Origin of the sequence: Pseudoalteromonas sp. 3J6, from assembly GCF_903995135.1 — a bacterium.
Taxonomy (GTDB): domain Bacteria; phylum Pseudomonadota; class Gammaproteobacteria; order Enterobacterales; family Alteromonadaceae; genus Pseudoalteromonas.
This window is the reverse complement of the sequence record NZ_LR877185.1, coordinates 3,943,794-3,960,753: the sequence shown is the minus strand read 5'-3', so window position 1 is coordinate 3,960,753 and position 16,960 is coordinate 3,943,794. Positions and strand designations below refer to the sequence as shown.

The window sequence follows — 16,960 nt, the reverse complement described above, 5'->3', positions numbered from 1 at the left end:
TTTAAAAACTAGTAACGCGGTTTATCTCAGCCAGCGAGGTCACACCCTCTGCTGCTTTACGAATACCTGATAAACGCAAATTGTTATACCCTGCTTTAAGTGATACCTCAGCAATTTCTAATGAGTTACCACCACGCATTATAATTTGCGCTATTTCGGGGGTGATTTTCATAACCTCGTAAATACCAACACGGCCTTTATAGCCCTCAGTACAGCTTTCACAGCCTTTAGGGGCATACAAAACCATATCCTGTATTTGTTGTTCACTAAAGCCTTGGCGAATAAGCTCTTCACGGGGTAACTGCTCTGGTGTTTTACATTTAGAGCATAATCGGCGCGCTAATCGCTGAGCGATTATTAAGCTAATTGAACTGGCCACATTATACGCGGGTACGCCCATGTTTAATAAACGAGTTATGGTTTCAGGTGCAGAGTTAGTATGTAGCGTTGATAGTACTAAGTGACCGGTTTGTGCCGCTTTAATTGATATTTCAGCGGTTTCTAAATCTCGTATCTCACCTACCATTACTACATCGGGATCTTGGCGTAAGAACGCTCGTAAAGCATTAGCAAAGGTCATGTCGGCTTTAATGTTTATTTGTACCTGATTAACCCCTTCGAGGTTAATTTCTACCGGATCTTCGGCGGTACTGATGTTACGCTCTGGCTGATTGAGTATATTTAAACCCGTATACAGGGAGACGGTTTTACCTGAGCCAGTTGGACCGGTAACTAAAATCATCCCTTGTGGTTGCTCTAATGCATCGAGGTAGAGTTTTTTCTGCTCAGGTTCATAACCTAATACATCAATACCTAACATGGCACTTGATGAATCGAGGATACGCATTACAATTTTTTCGCCCCATAAGGTAGGCATGGTACTAACACGAAAATCAATACTTTTACGTTCTGTCACTTTGAGTTTTATACGGCCATCTTGTGGCTTACGTTTTTCAGCGATATCAAGGCGCGACATAACTTTTATACGGGCAGATAGCTTACTGGCCAAGGTGTTTGGCGGGCTGGCTACCTCATGCAAAATTCCGTCGATACGAAAGCGAATACGGTATTTATGTTCATAAGGTTCAAAGTGAAGATCCGAAGCGCCTTTTTTTATTGCGTCCATTAAAATTTTATTAATGTAGACAATAATAGGGGCGTCGTCTTTGTCATCGTCTTTTGGCGTATGATCTTTTTGTGGCTCAGAATCCAGTTCAGCAAACTCTTTAAATTCATCCTCACTTAAATTTAAGCTACCTGCAGCATCCAGTAGTTGCTCAATTTTATTATCGAGTTGAATATAGTCAACTACCACCACTTCACACGATAAACCGGTGCTAAATTCAAAGTTTTCAAAAGCGCCGTAATCGGTAGGATCTGAAGCGGCAATATATACTTTTCTGCCTTTTTGTACCAAAGGTAAAATATGATGCTTACGGATCAGCTTTTCTTTAACTAGCTCGGCAGGAATTTGTGCAACATTAAAATCTTTTAAATCAAAAAAAGGCACTCTAAACAAATCAATACATTGCTCAGCTAAATCGTTGCTATCTATTTTTCCGCATTTAGAAATAAGTTCTGCGGTTGACGCAAAGTCTTGCTGCCTGGCTTTTACGGTATCGGTATCGACACGGCCGAGGGTAATAAATTTTCTTAGTAACGGTGAGTTAATATTCATTGCGCACCTGATTTAATCCTTCTTTACTCAGCAATTTATCAGAAAAAAGAAAGGAATACATTAATCGTACCAATGCAGCAGATAATTTACCGATAAAAAATATCAGTTTATTGCGCTGTGATTGGGTCAGTCACTTTATATTGTAGACTTTGCTTGCTGTAAATAATAATTATGTAGCTTAAGTAAGTCTTGTTTTACATCGTCTAAATCGCGGTTATTATTTAAAATATCATCCGCTTTTTGTTGTTTATGCTCACGAGACATTTGTGCGTCAATTATTTGTTTTGCTTGTTCAGTGCTTATATTGTCACGTTTTTTGGTGCGGATAATTTGTATTTCTACTGGCACGTCAATCAGCAAGGTGCGATTACAGTAGCAATCAAGCCCATTTTCGAATAATAACGGGGCAACTAAAACCACATAGTCGCTTTGCGCGTTTTTTAAGTCAGTGAGCAGTTTAGTGCGTATTAAAGGGTGCAGCAGCGCATTGAGCCATGTTTTTTGCTCCGGATTACTAAAAATCCGGGCTCTTAGCTCGCCACGGTTTAATGCGCCATGCTCATCGAGTATGTCAGTGCCAAAATGCTCAACAATAGCTTTTAGACCATCAGTGCCAGGTTCAACTACTTGGCGAGCCACAATATCCGCATCAACAATAGTAATGCCTAGCTCTGCCAACATATCGCTAACTGCGGTTTTACCGCAGCCAATCCCGCCGGTTAGGCCCAGCACCCAGTTATTTTTATGGTGTTGTGTATTACTCATAGTTAGTAACCAATAAAATTAAAATAGCTGTTTTGTAGTTGTGTACCCCACAGCATAGTGATCCAACCGGCTATTGCTAAGTAAGGGCCAAAAGGAATAGGCGTTGCTTTGTCTTTACCTTGAATACTCAGTAGGGCAATGCCAATAACAGCGCCAACTACGCTTGAGAGTAAAATAATGGTCAATAACGATTGCCAACCCAGCAGTGCGCCAAACACCGCCAGTAATTTAAAGTCGCCATACCCCATACCTTCTTTGCCAGTAATTAGCTTAAACAGCCAAAACACGCTCCATAAGCTTAAGTAACCACATGCTGCACCAATAATGGCATCGCTAGGGGCTATGGTATAACCCACTACTGAGGCGATTAATGCTAGCCATAAAAGCGGTAAAGTAAGCTGATCTGGCAGCAACATGTGATCAATATCAATAAAAGTTAGTGCTACCAATGCCCAAGTCACTACAATGTACAATAAAGCCTGCTCAGTTACGCCAAAAGTGTAAGCAACAACTAGGCTTAAAATAGCGGTAATAGCTTCAACGATTGGGTAACGCACTGAGATTGGGTTATCACAGGTTGCGCATTTACCTTTTAAAAATAACCAACTAAATATAGGAATGTTTTGCCATGGTTTAATGGCTGCTTTGCACTTAGGACAACATGAGTTGGGCTTAACTAAATTAAACGTGTCAGTATTTTGTGAGGTGGTCTGTTCAGTCTTTGGGCTGGTTAGTTCATCGGCTAATAATAGGCGGCACTCAGTTTGCCATTCTTTTTGCATCATTACTGGCAAGCGATATATCACCACATTTAAAAAGCTGCCGATACATAAACTCACTAGGCCAACCGTGGTCAAATAAAACCATAAGTTAGCTTGCATCGCGTTGCTGATATCAATAAAAAGACTTTGCATTTATTTTACCTAAAACTAAATTCTGTGTTGATAATACAGTGGTTTTATATAAGTGCAAAATTAGGTTCAAGCAACGGGCAACGAGATGTGGGGAATCACCGCGTTTTAATTGTTCTGTAGGCGGGGCTTTATGCCGCGTAAGGTCATTATTCACAAAGAGGTTAAGAGACGCTTCGCTTTTAGAGGTTGTTAAGGTTACGGGTAACGGGCGGCGAGCCTCGAATTCCGCGACTAAAACCTGTCTACACAACTGAGCCTAGTTGGAAAATAGGTAAATACATGGCCACAATTAAGCCGCCAACTAATACGCCTAACACCGCCATAATTAATGGCTCAAGTAAGCTAGATAGGCCATCTACTGCGTCATCCACTTCTTGCTCGTAAATAGTGGCGACTTTAGCTAGCATACCATCAAGCGATCCTGATTCTTCACCAATGGCAACCATTTGTATTACCATATCGGGGAATATTTTAGAGTTACGCATCGCCCAGTTCATTTGATTGCCTGAGCTTACCTCGGCTTTTATTTCTAAAATAGCATACCGGTAAACTGCGTTACCTGAGGCACCTGCTGCAGAATCCAAAGCATCCACCAATGGTACACCCGCAGCAAAAGTGGTCGATAAAGTCCGCGCATAACGTGCCACGGCCGCTTTATTTAAAATCATGCCGACAACCGGAAGCTTCAGTATGGCGCGATCGGTGGCATCACGCAACTTTAAGCTTCTTAAGTGTGCCTCTTTGAATATATAACCAAAAGCCACAACGCCAATAAGGGCTATCCACCAGTACTCTTGCATAAATTCAGAAATAGCAATTACAAATAAAGTAAAAGCAGGTAGTTCGGCACCAAAGCCGGCAAATATCTCTTGAAACTGTGGTACTACAAATATCAGCAATATTGAGGTAACAATAAACGCCACAACCAACACTGCTGCGGGGTAAAACATGGCTTTTTTAATTTTTGATTTTAGCGCTTCTGACTTTTCTTTATATAGGGCTACGCGGTCAAATATTTTATCTAAAGACCCTGACTGTTCGCCAGAGGCTACTAAATCGCAATATAAATCATCAAAATAACGAGGGTATTTCCTAAGTGCGTTAGAAAGTGGCAATCCTGCTTTCACTTCCCCGCCAATAGCGCTCATAAGTTTACTAACGCTTTTATTGGATGAACCAGAAGCTATCATTTCAATGGATTGAATTAGCGGCACACCGGCCATCAGCATAGTGGCTATTTGCCGGGTGACTAACGCAATATCTTTTGGGGTAATTTTTTGCACGCTTTGTAAACCAAATAACGGCTTGGCTTTTCGTTTTACTTTTGAAGGGGTAATGCCTTGCTTGCGCAGCTGGGCTTTAACTAGAGCGATACTTGATCCGGTTAGCTCTCCTTCAAGTCTTTTACCACGAGCACTTACACCAATCCATTGAAAAGTATCCAAACCTTTTTCTTGTTGTTTAGCCATATATTTTAACCCGAAACTCAAAAAGGCAGCATGTCGCTGCCTTATTTTCTAATTTTCTGTATATTCCAGTTTAGATAAGTTTAAGCTAAAAGAGCAGAAGAAACCTGCTCTTTAAAAGCTTTAAATACGGCACTCTGAAGGTACATACTTATTATTAGCTGCATCTCCTACAGCACATACCCATGAAATACTACCAGCGTTTAAACTTGGAGTAGCAGATATACTTACTCCGCCAGCCTGAGTTGTAGAAGTTACGGTGATTACACCTGTTGCATCTGCGCATGATAGAGTTGCTGTATTAGTCGTCGCATCAGCTGCTGCTATGGTGCTTACGCCTAAACAACTACCAGCAGCAATTGCATTTGATGTTACAATATTCTCTGATACAGTTGCCTTTGCTGCTGACATTAGAGAAACAGGTTCTGCAACTCTAGAGCGAATTGTATAATCCTGATAAGCAGGCAGTGCAACTGCTGCTAAAATACCGATGATTGCTACTACAATCATTAATTCAATTAGGGTGAAACCCTTTTGGTTTTGTTGTGTCATTGTTTGCATGTTTCCTCTCCTAAAGGATAATGTTGCGGTAAGCCAAACGGGTATAAATTATAAATATAACTTATGTTGTTTACTTAACCTGTTACTACAAAAAATAAAATCATTTTTGCCAAGTGGCATTTTAGCACCATTGGTAGTCACTATTTTAAAATTATTACTTTAAAGCAATGACCCAAAAGTAATGCACAGCATGGCGATTATTCGTTTCTCGTCCCTTATTTGAGTATAAACCCAACCATTAAAAGTTAGTTATAACCCGCGTAAGTTACAAGTTAATTATAAAAATAAACCCTGTCGCTTATTTTTATTCTGTCCCTTACAAATGCTTCTCCATTCTTTTTAACTAATTAAGTATTTAAAACTAGTCAATATGAATGAGTCTAACACTGTTTATTGCGCTTTTGTATTTAAAAACTTTATAAAAAACGCCTTTATTTAATAACTTGTTACAAATAGTCCTTTAGGATTATTTAATGCTCTTTTTTGAAATCTGTCAATCAATTAGCGCAAGAAACTATAAATAGTTTTTACATTATTTATTCAAATCGCATCGATAAATCGATTGATTGTAAATTTTTTGTAAGCGCACCACTTGAGATAAAGTCGACCCCAGCTTGTGAGTAGGCTTTTAACGTTTCTAAGGTCATATTGCCTGATACTTCTAACTTAGCGCGCTTATTTGTAATGGTAACCGCTTGGCGTATTTGCTCAGGATTAAAATTATCTAGCATTATAATGTCGGCGCCTGCGCTAATGGCTTGCTCTAGCTCATCAAACGATTCAACCTCAACCTCTATAGGTTTATCGGCATGATTTAGCTTAGCTTGAGCTACTGCGTTATTAATTCCTCCGCAGGCTGCTATGTGGTTTTCTTTAATTAAAAACGCATCAAACAATCCAATTCGGTGATTTGCACCGCCGCCACACTTAACTGCATATTTTTGCAATGCTCTTAACCCCGGAATGGTTTTACGGGTATCGAGTAGTTGCGTGCTAGTGCCACTGAGCTCTTTTACATAATGTGCTGTGGTGGTGGCTGTGCCTGAAAGCGTTTGTACAAAATTAAGTGCAGTTCGCTCAGCCGTTAAAATAGCGCGTGCAGAGCCTGATGCAGTAAATAGGGTGCTATTGGCACTAACTAAGTCGCCGTCGTTCACGCATATATTTACAACTACACTTGGGTCGACTTGTTTAAATACTTCAATAATAAGGTCTTTACCACAAAAAACACAGTCTTCACGGGTGATCACTTTCGCATTGGCTTGCTCTGCTTGAGGAATAAGCTGTGCGGTAATGTCGCCTTGTTCTGCGCTTTGGTTATTTAGGTCTTCATCCAGGGCTAAGGTAACAAGTTGGCTAATTAGGGTATGCGAAATAGACATGAAAAAGCTCATAGTAGATAATTAATTAAATAAATTTTACTCTGTTTAATTACTAAATAGAAGCCGCTAACAACTAAACTAAAAATTAACGCGCTAATCATATTTTATCGTTTGGTATTACGCTATCTTTATGTGGTTAAATCTATTAGCATCTTGATATACATCAATTTTGGTTGATTAACCTGAGCTCTAGATAATAAATCTATCTCAAGCTGCTATTTTGAGCAAATACTGTGTTGAATATATTTACAATAGTGTTTTAAATTTTTCGGCAACGGGCAACGGGCAACGGGCAACGGGCAACGGGCAACGGGCAACGGGCAACGGACTTGACACCAATCCCTACCATTTTACTCAAAGAGCATTTGACATCGGGCATATAAGTTTAAATCAAATAGTATGAAAATAGATTCTTTAGGCGTTATAAATAATATTACCCAGCGTGCGTGTAGCCACTTTGACGAGCGACCTGCTCACAGCGATATTTTGCTGCTGGTTATTCATAATATTTCATTACCAGCAGGGGAGTTTAACACCCCCTACGTTGATGATTTATTTATGGGGAATATTGATTGCAATGCACATTTTAGCTTCAGTGATTTAGCAGGACTTAGGGTATCAGCGCATTGTTTTATTAAGCGCTGTGGCGAAGTTATACAATATGTGCCTTTTGAAAAACGTGCATGGCACGCGGGGCGTTCCTGCTTTGCTGGGCAACAAAATTGTAATGATTTTAGTATAGGTATAGAGCTTGAGGGCACAGATACAACTAACTATACCGATGCGCAATATCAAAGTTTAGCTGCATTGGCGCAGGCTATTATGCAGCGCTACCCAAAAATAACAGCTAGTAATATAGTGGGGCATTGCGATATTGCCCCTGGGCGAAAAACTGACCCCGGAGCGAGTTTTAACTGGCGTAAGTTTTTTAACCTAATTAAATAACTAGGGTCTGTTGACCTTTCAAGGTTAAATTTGCAGCAGTCTGTTTGGTATTTAGGCAAGGCAGCGCCTATGTGGTGTGGTTATTCCCCATAAATAGGCGATAACGTAGCATCAATGCCAAACAGGCGCTGCCCTTCGGGTTCTGCCTAGGGACGATTTACTCTTTGTTGCTCGGTTTTGACTTAGCGCACTAGGTTACAAACCTCGCGCCGCGATTAAATCGCCCCTAGTTTGAAAAAATTATAATCCGCAAAGGTCAACAGACCCTAAATTAAGCGAGTAACTACATGATTTTGGTTTCAATAATAATAGCACTGATACTTGAGCGTTTAGGGGCTCGCTCTGCGCATTGGCAAATAAGCCATTATGCCAACAGCTACTTAAATCGCAGTGTTAATTTATTAACGAATAAAGGTTTATTTGGCACGGCTTCTGGGTTTTTAATTTGGTTATTGCTGCCGGTGATTGCGGTTGCTTGTTTGTTTTTTTTATCTGATTTTGCATTGTGGCAGCTGGTTTTTAATGTAGCGGTGTTATTGGTGTGCTTCGGTTGTGCTAAACAGCGTGCCTTATATAAGTCGTACCTCAATGCATTAACTCGAGGTGACCAAACTGCCGCCACTTTATATGCTTTGCAGTTGGGGCAAAAGCGCACAGAGGAGCAGCAAGGTGGTGAAACCTTAGGTCAAACATTAGCGTGGGTTAATTTCCGGTTTTATTGTGCGGTTATATTTTGGTTTGTGATATTGGGTGTTGCCGGTGCTGTTTTTTATGCATTAGTACGAACCTTTGCTGACTTAGTGAGTGGTAACCGTGATGAAGTCATTGCCAAGCATTTTAAGCTCATTCACCGCTTGCTGTTTTGGTTAGATTGGCTCCCAGCGCGTATTACCAGTTTTGGTTATTTAGTGATTGGTAACTTTAACAAAGGCACTAGTTGCTGGCTGCGCTTCGTATTTGACTTTTCAAGCCCAAATCGCAAGGTGGTTACTTATACGGCATTGGCCGCCGAACAAGTTGAAAAGCGTTATTACGGCTGCACCTTTGAAGCCACCTGCATGATCAAACTGGTCAAGCGTAATGTACTTTTTTACTTAGTGTTAATTGCCTTAATGACTTTATTTGGTGGTTTAAGTTAAAGACTAGGGTTAGGTCATAGGTGTTAGGTAGAAATTAAGCTAAGCACTGTGTTTAGCTTGGTGTTGGAGGGCTACGAGTTGCGGGCAATGAGCAACGGGCTTAAAACTTCTTTACCCTCTCTTTGTGTAATAGTGTTTAAGTAATTTACTTACCGCAGAGAATGCTGAGTACACAGAGGAAGTGACAATCAATGGTTGTTCCCTCTGTGGAGCGTGAAGCGCCTCTGTGTCCTCTGTGGTTCAAAAAATAAATATTAGATCTCTGGATTTAGGTTCTAGGCACTAGGGGTTACTTCACTTTGGGCCTCTCATTTACACCCATTATCTTCTCTTTGTGAATAGTTTTTAAGTAATTTATTTACCACAGAGAATGCTGAGTACACAGAAGAAGTGACAATCAATGGTTGTTCCCTCTGTGGTTCAGAAATAAATATATTTGGTGTTAGGTTTTAGGTAGAAACTAAACACCGTGTTTAGCTTAGTGTGGGCGGGCTGCGAGCAACGGGAACGAGCTTAAAACCTTTGATCTTTAACCTAGACCCTAAATATGCGGGAGGTAAACTCTCGATTACAATAAAGTAAAGGTATGTTTGTATGAGGCGCTACGTTTTATCCTACTGCCGAACCCCGAACCCCGAACCTGTCTCTTATACACATCTGCCTAACACCGCCATAATTAATGGACCCCGAACCCCGAAAATCAAAGTTAGCTGGTCTGACCATTTGTTTTTCATCTTATTAACCTTTCTTTATCCTCTGTGATCTGTGTATTATTTGAACTTTGTTTAAATTACGTTACGCTGGCCTTAGGGCTTTAAAACTGCTGTAAATTGACAGTAATTACGGTTTTTGATAACGTATGGCAAAATTTGGTATGACCAATTTACCTTTTGGTCAGGTCATTCAGTTAAAAGCCTTATTTAATGGGCTGCTAGCACTTATACAACGCGGACGTTGATTGATGTCTTTAAAAATTAAAGCGGCAAAATTATCTGATGTTATTTTACAACAACTTGAGAACATGATTCTTGAGGGGTCGTTAGCACCAGGAGAAAAGTTACCACCGGAGCGTGAACTCGCTAAGCAATTTGAAGTGTCGCGTCCGTCGTTGCGTGAAGCCATTCAAAAGCTTGAGGCAAAAGGGCTCGTAACCCGTCGTCAAGGTGGTGGAACGTATGTAAAAAATCAATTGGAAGAGGGGCTGACTGATCCGTTGTTTGATTTGATCAGTAAACACCCCGAATCGCAATTTGATTTATTAGAATTTCGTCATGCGCTAGAGGGAATTGCGGCTTATTACGCAGCACTTCGCGGAACAAGCAACGATTTTGCAAAAGTAAAACAGAGCTTTGAGCAGATTGCATTAGCTAAAGATGAATTAAAGCAAAAAGCCAAAGCGATTAATGACTTTCATTTTTGCATCGCTGAGGCGTCTCATAACGTAGTGTTACTGCACTTAGTAAGAGGGATGCAAAGCTTACTTGAGCAGAATGTTTTACAAAATTTAACGGTGTTACTTAAAAAGTCAGATATAAGCAGCCAATTAGCTGAGCACAGGCGTTTATTAATGGATGCAGTGATTGACGGTAATCCTGAACAAGCTCGCTTAGCGAGTAATGCGCATTTAGCCTATATTGAAGAAGCATTGCTTGAAGCGGGTAAAGAGCATTCGCGAATTGAACGTAGTTTAAGACGCACCAAACAAAATTAAGCAAGTACATTTACTGTTAACTTGAGTTAACAGTGAAGTATTCAATACATAAAATTAGTATTTTAAACATAAGGAAACCTCCATATGTCTGAAGTCAATAAAATTGACGTAGACGCGCTAGAAACACAAGAGTGGTTACAAGCTCTTGAATCGGTTGTGCGCGAAGAAGGTGTTGAACGAGCTCAGTTTTTACTTGAGCAAGTGTTAGAGCAAGCCCGTTTAGACGGTGTTGATATGCCAACAGGCATTAACACAAACTACGTTAATACGATTCCGGTTGATCAAGAACCTGCCTACCCTGGTGATGTAAATCTTGAGCGCCGTATTCGTTCAATTATTCGCTGGAACGCGATTATGATTGTATTGCGTGCATCGAAAAAAGATCTCGACTTAGGCGGCCATATGGCGTCTTACCAATCGTCTGCTGCATTTTACGAAGTGTGTTTTAATCATTTCTTTAAAGCGCCAAATGATGTTGATGGTGGCGATTTAGTTTATTACCAAGGTCATATTTCTCCGGGTATTTATGCGCGTGCATTTGTTGAAGGGCGTTTAAGTGCTGAACAGCTTGATAATTTCCGTCAGGAAGTAGATGGTAAAGGCCTACCTTCTTACCCTCATCCTAAATTAATGCCTGAGTTTTGGCAGTTCCCAACGGTATCTATGGGCTTAGGTCCAATTTCTTCAATTTACCAAGCGCGTTTCTTAAAGTACTTAGATGGCCGTGGCTTAAAAGACACTAAAAACCAACGTGTATATGCGTTTTTAGGTGATGGTGAAATGGATGAGCCAGAATCACGTGGTGCTATTTCTTTTGCTGCCCGTGAAAAGCTAGATAACCTATGTTACTTGATTAACTGTAACCTACAGCGCTTAGATGGCCCTGTAATGGGTAACGGTAAAATCATTCAAGAGCTAGAAGGCCTATTTAAAGGCGCTGGCTGGAATGTTATTAAACTTGTTTGGGGCAGCGGTTGGGATATTCTGCTTGCTAAAGACACCACAGGTAAATTACTACAGTTAATGAACGAAACTGTTGATGGTGATTACCAAACATATAAAGCAAAAGATGGCGCCTACGTACGTGAACATTTCTTTGGTCGTTACCCAGAAACAGCAGCGCTTGTTGCTGATATGACCGATGAAGAAATTTTCGCCCTTAAGCGCGGTGGTCATGAGCCTTCAAAACTGTTTGCTGCATTTAAAAAAGCAGAAGAGACGAAAGGTCGTCCAACAGTAATCCTTGCTAAGACAGTAAAAGGTTACGGCATGGGTGAAGCGGCTGAAGGTAAAAATATTGCGCACCAAGTTAAGAAAATGGACATGTCGCATGTGGCTCACTTACGCTCTCGTTTAGGCTTAGATGATTTAGTATCTGAAGAGCAATTAAAAGAGCTACCATACTTAGAGCTTGAAAAAGATTCTCCAGAGTACAAGTACCTTCATGCGCGTCGTGAGGCCCTACAAGGTTACACGCCAACACGTATTGCCAAGTTCTCTGAAAAGTTACAGTTACCAGAAGTAGATGCGTTCAAGCCATTACTTGAAGAGCAAAAACGTGATATTTCAACCACTATGGGCTTTGTACGTGCACTTAATATCTTATTAAAAGATAAAGGCATTGGTAAAAACATTGTGCCAATTATTGCCGATGAAGCACGTACTTTTGGTATGGAAGGTTTATTCCGTCAAATCGGTATTTACAACCCACACGGCCAAAATTACACCCCTCAAGACCGTGATATTGTTTCTTACTACAAAGAAGCAACCTCAGGACAGGTATTACAAGAAGGGATTAACGAGCTAGGTGCAATGTCGTCATGGGTTGCTGCTGCAACATCTTACAGCACCAACGACTTACCGATGATCCCATTCTACATTTACTACTCAATGTTTGGTTTCCAACGTGTTGGTGACATGGCATGGATGGCAGGGGATCAACAAGCACGTGGTTTCTTATTAGGTGCTACAGCGGGTCGTACAACGCTAAATGGCGAAGGCTTACAGCATGAAGATGGCCACAGCCACATTCTTGCAAACACGGTACCTAACTGTATTTCTTACGATCCTACTTATGCATTTGAAGTAGCGGTTATCGTGCAAGACGGTATTCGTCGTATGTACGGTGAAGAGCAAGAAAATATTTACTACTACCTAACGCTAATGAACGAAAATTACCATCAGCCAGCAATGCCAGAAGGCGCTGAAGAAGGTATTCGTAAAGGTATCTACAAGCTAGAAAGCTACGAAGGTAAAAAAGCCAACGTACAGCTATTAAGCTCAGGTACTATCATGACTGAAGTGCGTAAAGCTGCGGCAATTTTAAGCGAAGAGTTTGGTATTGCGTCTGATGTTTACTCAGTAACTTCATTCAATGAACTTACCCGTGATGGACAAGATGTTGAACGTTTCAACATGCTTAACCCAGAAAGCGAGCAAAAAACGCCATACATCACTAGCGTATTAAACGATTCAGTAACTGTTGCTGCAACGGATTACATGAAAAACTACGCAGAACAAGCGCGTTCATTTATTCCAAGCAATAACTACAAAGTATTGGGTACAGATGGTTACGGTCGTTCAGACAGCCGTGAAAACCTACGTCGTCACTTTGAAGTTAACGCAAGCTACGTGGTAGTTGCGACATTATCTGAACTTGCTAAACGTGGTGAAGTTGAAAAGTCAGTGGTTGTTGAAGCAATTAAAAAATTCAACATCGACACTAACAAACTAAATCCACTGTACGCATAAGAGGTTTGCAATGAGTATTGAAATTAAAGTACCTGATATCGGTGGCGATGAAGTAGAAGTAACCGAAATACTAGTGAGCGTTGGCGATAAAGTTGAAGTTGACCAATCACTATTAAGTGTTGAAGGTGATAAAGCTGCGATGGAAGTACCTGCTGAACAAGCCGGTACGGTAAAAGAAATTAAAGTAAATGTGGGTGACACTGTTACCACAGGCACTTTAGTGTTCATCTTTGAAGGTGAAGCGCAAGACTCTGCTGCTGACTCTAAAGAAGCTGAAAAAACCGAGGAAGCTGCACCTGCTGCGTCATCGGCTTCATCAACTAAAGAAGTCACTGTGCCAGATATTGGTGATGACGAAGTTGAAGTAACTGAAATTATGGTTGCAGTTGGTGATAGCGTAGAAGAAGAGCAATCTATCTTAAACGTTGAAGGCGACAAAGCGGCAATGGAAGTACCAGCACCCTTTGCCGGTACAGTAAAAGAAATTAAAGTAAATACTGGTGACAAAGTGAAAACGGGTTCATTAGTATTTGTTTTTGAAGTGGCGGGTGGTGATAACCAAAGTGCCCCTGCAGCTGATTCAAAAGCACAAGAGAAGCCTGCTGAACAGGCATCGGCATCAAGCACTAAAGAAGTTAGCGTGCCTGATATTGGTGATGACGAAGTTGAAGTAACAGAAGTTATGGTTGCGGTTGGCGATAGCGTAGAAGAAGAGCAATCTATCTTAAACGTTGAAGGCGACAAAGCAGCTATGGAAGTACCGGCGCCGTTTGCAGGTACTGTTAAAGAGATTAAAGTAGCGACTGGCGATAAAGTTAAAACTGGCTCATTGATTTTTGTATTTGAAGTGGCGGGTAGTGCACCAGCTGCAGCACCTGCAGAAAAATCAGCACCAGCGCCTAAAACAGAATCTAAGCCGGCAGCTCAGGCTGAGTCAAAATCAGCAGCATCATCTGCTAAAGCAAGCTCTGAAAGCTTTGAAAACAATAGCGCTTATGCACATGCATCTCCAGTGGTTCGCCGTTTAGCACGTGAGTTTGGTATTAACCTTGCCAACGTTAAAGGCACGGGCCGTAAAAACCGTGTTGTTAAAGAAGACGTACAAAACTATGTTAAGCAACTGGTTAAGCAAGTTGAGTCTGGTCAAGTATCAGCAGCTAAAGGCAATGCTGGTGGCGGTGAGCTTGGTTTAATTCCATGGCCAAAAGTTGATTTTGCTAAGTTTGGTGAAATTGAAGAGAAAAAACTCTCTCGTATCCAAAAGCTGTCAGGTAAAAACTTACATCGTAACTGGGTGCAAATCCCACATGTTACCCAGTTTGATGAAGCGGATATCACGAGCCTTGAGCAGTTCCGTAAAGAGCAAAATACCCTTAACGAGAAGAAAAAGCTGGGTGTTAAAATTACGCCATTAGTATTTGTAATGAAAGCAGCTGCTAAAGCGCTTGCTGAGTTCCCTACATTTAACTCATCGCTTTCAGAGGATGGCGAAAGCTTAATCCTTAAAAAGTACATTAATATTGGTGTAGCGGTTGATACGCCAAATGGCTTAGTTGTACCAGTATTTAAAGATGTTGATAAAAAAGGCATTATTGAACTATCTCGTGAGCTTATGGAAGTATCTGTTAAAGCGCGTGATGGCAAGTTAAGTTCATCAGATATGCAAGGTGGTTGTTTTACTATTTCAAGCCTAGGTGGCATTGGCGGTACGGCATTTACGCCGATTGTGAATGCGCCTGAGGTGGCAATTTTAGGTGTGTCAAAATCTGAAATGAAGCCTAAGTGGAATGGTAAAGAGTTTGAGCCTAAGCTAATGGTTCCACTTTCAATGTCTTACGACCATAGAGTGATTGACGGTGCACTTGCTGCACGCTTTACTGTTACTCTTGCAAGTTACATGAGTGATATACGTCAGTTAGTGATGTAATTACTACAGAGTGAATAAAATCAAATCCCAGCCAGTTGTTTTTAGCTGGGATTTTTATCATTTGCAATGATACAATATTTGCACAAATGCCCTTTTCTGCCTTGCAGAAACATGGCAGTTAAATTTTGGGGCTGTGTCCCGTTCAAACAATAAAGGTAATAGCATGAGCAACGAATTAAAAACTCAAGTTGTTGTACTAGGCGGTGGTCCTGGTGGTTACTCTGCGGCTTTTCGCGCTGCTGACTTGGGCTTAGAAGTTACACTAGTAGAATCTCGCGAGACATTAGGCGGTGTATGTCTTAATGTTGGTTGTATTCCTTCTAAAGCACTTTTACACGTAGCTAAAGTGATTGATGATGCTGCAGAAATGTCATCTCACGGCGTTACTTTTGGCGCACCAAAAATTGACTTAGATGAAGTTCGTTCTTGGAAAGACTCTGTTGTTGGCCAGCTTACAGGTGGCTTAGACGGCATGGCTAAAATGCGTAAAGTAAAAGTTGTATCTGGTTACGGTAAATTTACTGGTAGCAACACTTTAGATGTTGAAGGCGCTGACGGTAAAACAACCATTACCTTTGATAACGCAATTATTGCTGCGGGTTCTAAACCTGTAAATTTACCTTTCATCCCTGAGGATGATCGCGTTATTGATTCAACGGGCGCGCTAGAGCTTAAAGATGTTCCTGAAAAGCTACTTGTTTTAGGTGGTGGCATTATCGGTCTTGAAATGGGTACGGTTTACCGTGCACTAGGTTCTGCAATTGATGTTGTAGAATTTGCAGACCAACTTGTTCCTGCTGCTGATAAAGACATCATTAAAATTTACCAAAAGCATGTTAAAGACAAGTTTAATGTAATGCTTTCAACTAAAGTAACTGGCGTTGAAGCAAAAGACGACGGTTTATATGTTACGTTTGAAGGCAAAAATGCACCGGCAGAGCCAGTACGTTACGACAAAGTACTTGTTGCTGTAGGTCGTACACCAAATGGTAACATGTTAGACGCTGATAAAGCCGGTGTGAATGTTGATGAGCGTGGTTTTATTAACGTTGATAAGCAATTACGTACTAACGTAGAACATATTTTTGCGATTGGTGACTTAGTGGGTCAGCCTATGCTTGCGCATAAAGCGGTTCATGAAGGTCATGTTGCAGCAGAAGTTATCTCTGGTCAAAAACATTACTTTGATCCTAAGTGTATTCCTTCAATTGCTTACACTGACCCTGAAATTGCATGGGCGGGTGTAACTGAAAAAGAAGCGAAAGAGCAAGGTTTAAGCATTGAAACAGCTGTATTCCCTTGGGCTGCATCGGGTCGTGCTATTGCTTCTTCACGTACTGAAGGTTCTACTAAGCTTATTTTTGATAAAGAAAGCGGCCGTATTATCGGTGGTGCTATGATTGGTATTAACGCAGGCGAAATGCTGGGCGAAATCGGTCTAGGTATTGAAATGGGTGCAGATGGTGAAGACCTAGCGCTAACAATTCATGCTCACCCAACATTGAACGAATCAATCGGCCTTGCTGCTGAAATTTTTGAAGGTTCAATCACTGATTTACCAAACAAAAAAGCAGTTAAAAAGAAGAAGTAATTTCTTTTAGTTAATCGCGATAAAAAACCCAAGCCTCGGCTTGGGTTTTTTGTTTTTATAGCCGTCAGCCGTCAGCCGTCAGCCGTCAGTAAAGACAAGCTCCCTTGACACTTAAGTTAATATGAGCAAA

The 16,960-nt window shown here is 41.0% G+C and carries 12 protein-coding genes; 6 read left to right on the top strand and 6 right to left on the bottom strand.

What is annotated here, in order from left to right; all coding sequences use genetic code 11:
• Nucleotide 1: 1 nt before the first annotated feature.
• The 6 genes from pilB to nadC all read right to left on the bottom strand — a co-directional run bounded on the left by pilB (nt 2) and on the right by nadC (nt 6,766).
• The gene (gene pilB / locus P3J6_RS18095) at nt 2-1,678 is read right to left on the bottom strand and encodes a type IV-A pilus assembly ATPase PilB (protein WP_178956622.1); all 1,677 of its coding nucleotides are present in this window, start codon (nt 1,676-1,678) and stop codon (nt 2-4) included.
• A gap of 135 nt (nt 1,679-1,813) precedes the next feature.
• Nucleotides 1,814-2,443 (bottom strand): dephospho-CoA kinase, encoded by a 630-nt coding sequence (gene coaE / locus P3J6_RS18090; RefSeq protein WP_198523711.1) that lies wholly within the window; start codon nt 2,441-2,443, stop codon nt 1,814-1,816.
• 2 nt (nt 2,444-2,445) lie between these two features.
• Nucleotides 2,446-3,357 (bottom strand): prepilin peptidase, encoded by a 912-nt coding sequence (locus P3J6_RS18085; protein WP_198523710.1) that lies wholly within the window; start codon nt 3,355-3,357, stop codon nt 2,446-2,448.
• 242 nt (nt 3,358-3,599) lie between these two features.
• Nucleotides 3,600-4,826 carry a type II secretion system F family protein gene (locus tag P3J6_RS18080; RefSeq protein ID WP_198523709.1) on the bottom strand — a complete coding sequence of 409 codons (1,227 nt, stop codon included), beginning with the start codon at nt 4,824-4,826 and terminating at the stop codon, nt 3,600-3,602.
• Nucleotides 4,827-4,946: 120 nt separating this feature from the next.
• Nucleotides 4,947-5,384: a pilin gene (locus tag P3J6_RS18075; RefSeq protein WP_198523708.1), complete on the bottom strand. Its 438-nt coding sequence runs from the start codon at nt 5,382-5,384 to the stop codon at nt 4,947-4,949.
• Between the two features lie 536 nt (nt 5,385-5,920).
• Nucleotides 5,921-6,766 carry a carboxylating nicotinate-nucleotide diphosphorylase gene (gene nadC, locus P3J6_RS18070; RefSeq protein ID WP_198523707.1) on the bottom strand — a complete coding sequence of 282 codons (846 nt, stop codon included), beginning with the start codon at nt 6,764-6,766 and terminating at the stop codon, nt 5,921-5,923.
• A gap of 399 nt (nt 6,767-7,165) precedes the next feature.
• On the opposite strand from nadC, the gene ampD reads away from it, so the two are divergent.
• The 6 genes from ampD to lpdA all read left to right on the top strand — a co-directional run bounded on the left by ampD (nt 7,166) and on the right by lpdA (nt 16,830).
• Nucleotides 7,166-7,711 (top strand): 1,6-anhydro-N-acetylmuramyl-L-alanine amidase AmpD, encoded by a 546-nt coding sequence (ampD, locus tag P3J6_RS18065; RefSeq protein ID WP_198523706.1) that lies wholly within the window; start codon nt 7,166-7,168, stop codon nt 7,709-7,711.
• Nucleotides 7,712-7,998: 287 nt separating this feature from the next.
• Nucleotides 7,999-8,850, top strand: a complete 852-nt coding sequence (gene ampE, locus P3J6_RS18060; protein ID WP_138609465.1) for a beta-lactamase regulator AmpE — start codon at nt 7,999-8,001, stop codon at nt 8,848-8,850.
• Nucleotides 8,851-9,811: 961 nt separating this feature from the next.
• The gene (gene pdhR / locus P3J6_RS18055) at nt 9,812-10,561 is read left to right on the top strand and encodes a pyruvate dehydrogenase complex transcriptional repressor PdhR (RefSeq protein ID WP_138608204.1); all 750 of its coding nucleotides are present in this window, start codon (nt 9,812-9,814) and stop codon (nt 10,559-10,561) included.
• A gap of 84 nt (nt 10,562-10,645) precedes the next feature.
• Entirely contained in the window at nt 10,646-13,312 is a 2,667-nt protein-coding gene (aceE, locus tag P3J6_RS18050) for a pyruvate dehydrogenase (acetyl-transferring), homodimeric type (protein WP_064663819.1), read from the top strand.
• A gap of 10 nt (nt 13,313-13,322) precedes the next feature.
• Entirely contained in the window at nt 13,323-15,239 is a 1,917-nt protein-coding gene (gene aceF / locus P3J6_RS18045) for a pyruvate dehydrogenase complex dihydrolipoyllysine-residue acetyltransferase (RefSeq protein ID WP_198523705.1), read from the top strand.
• Nucleotides 15,240-15,402: 163 nt separating this feature from the next.
• The gene (gene lpdA / locus P3J6_RS18040; protein WP_008114944.1) at nt 15,403-16,830 is read left to right on the top strand and encodes a dihydrolipoyl dehydrogenase; all 1,428 of its coding nucleotides are present in this window, start codon (nt 15,403-15,405) and stop codon (nt 16,828-16,830) included.
• Nucleotides 16,831-16,960: the final 130 nt, after the last annotated feature.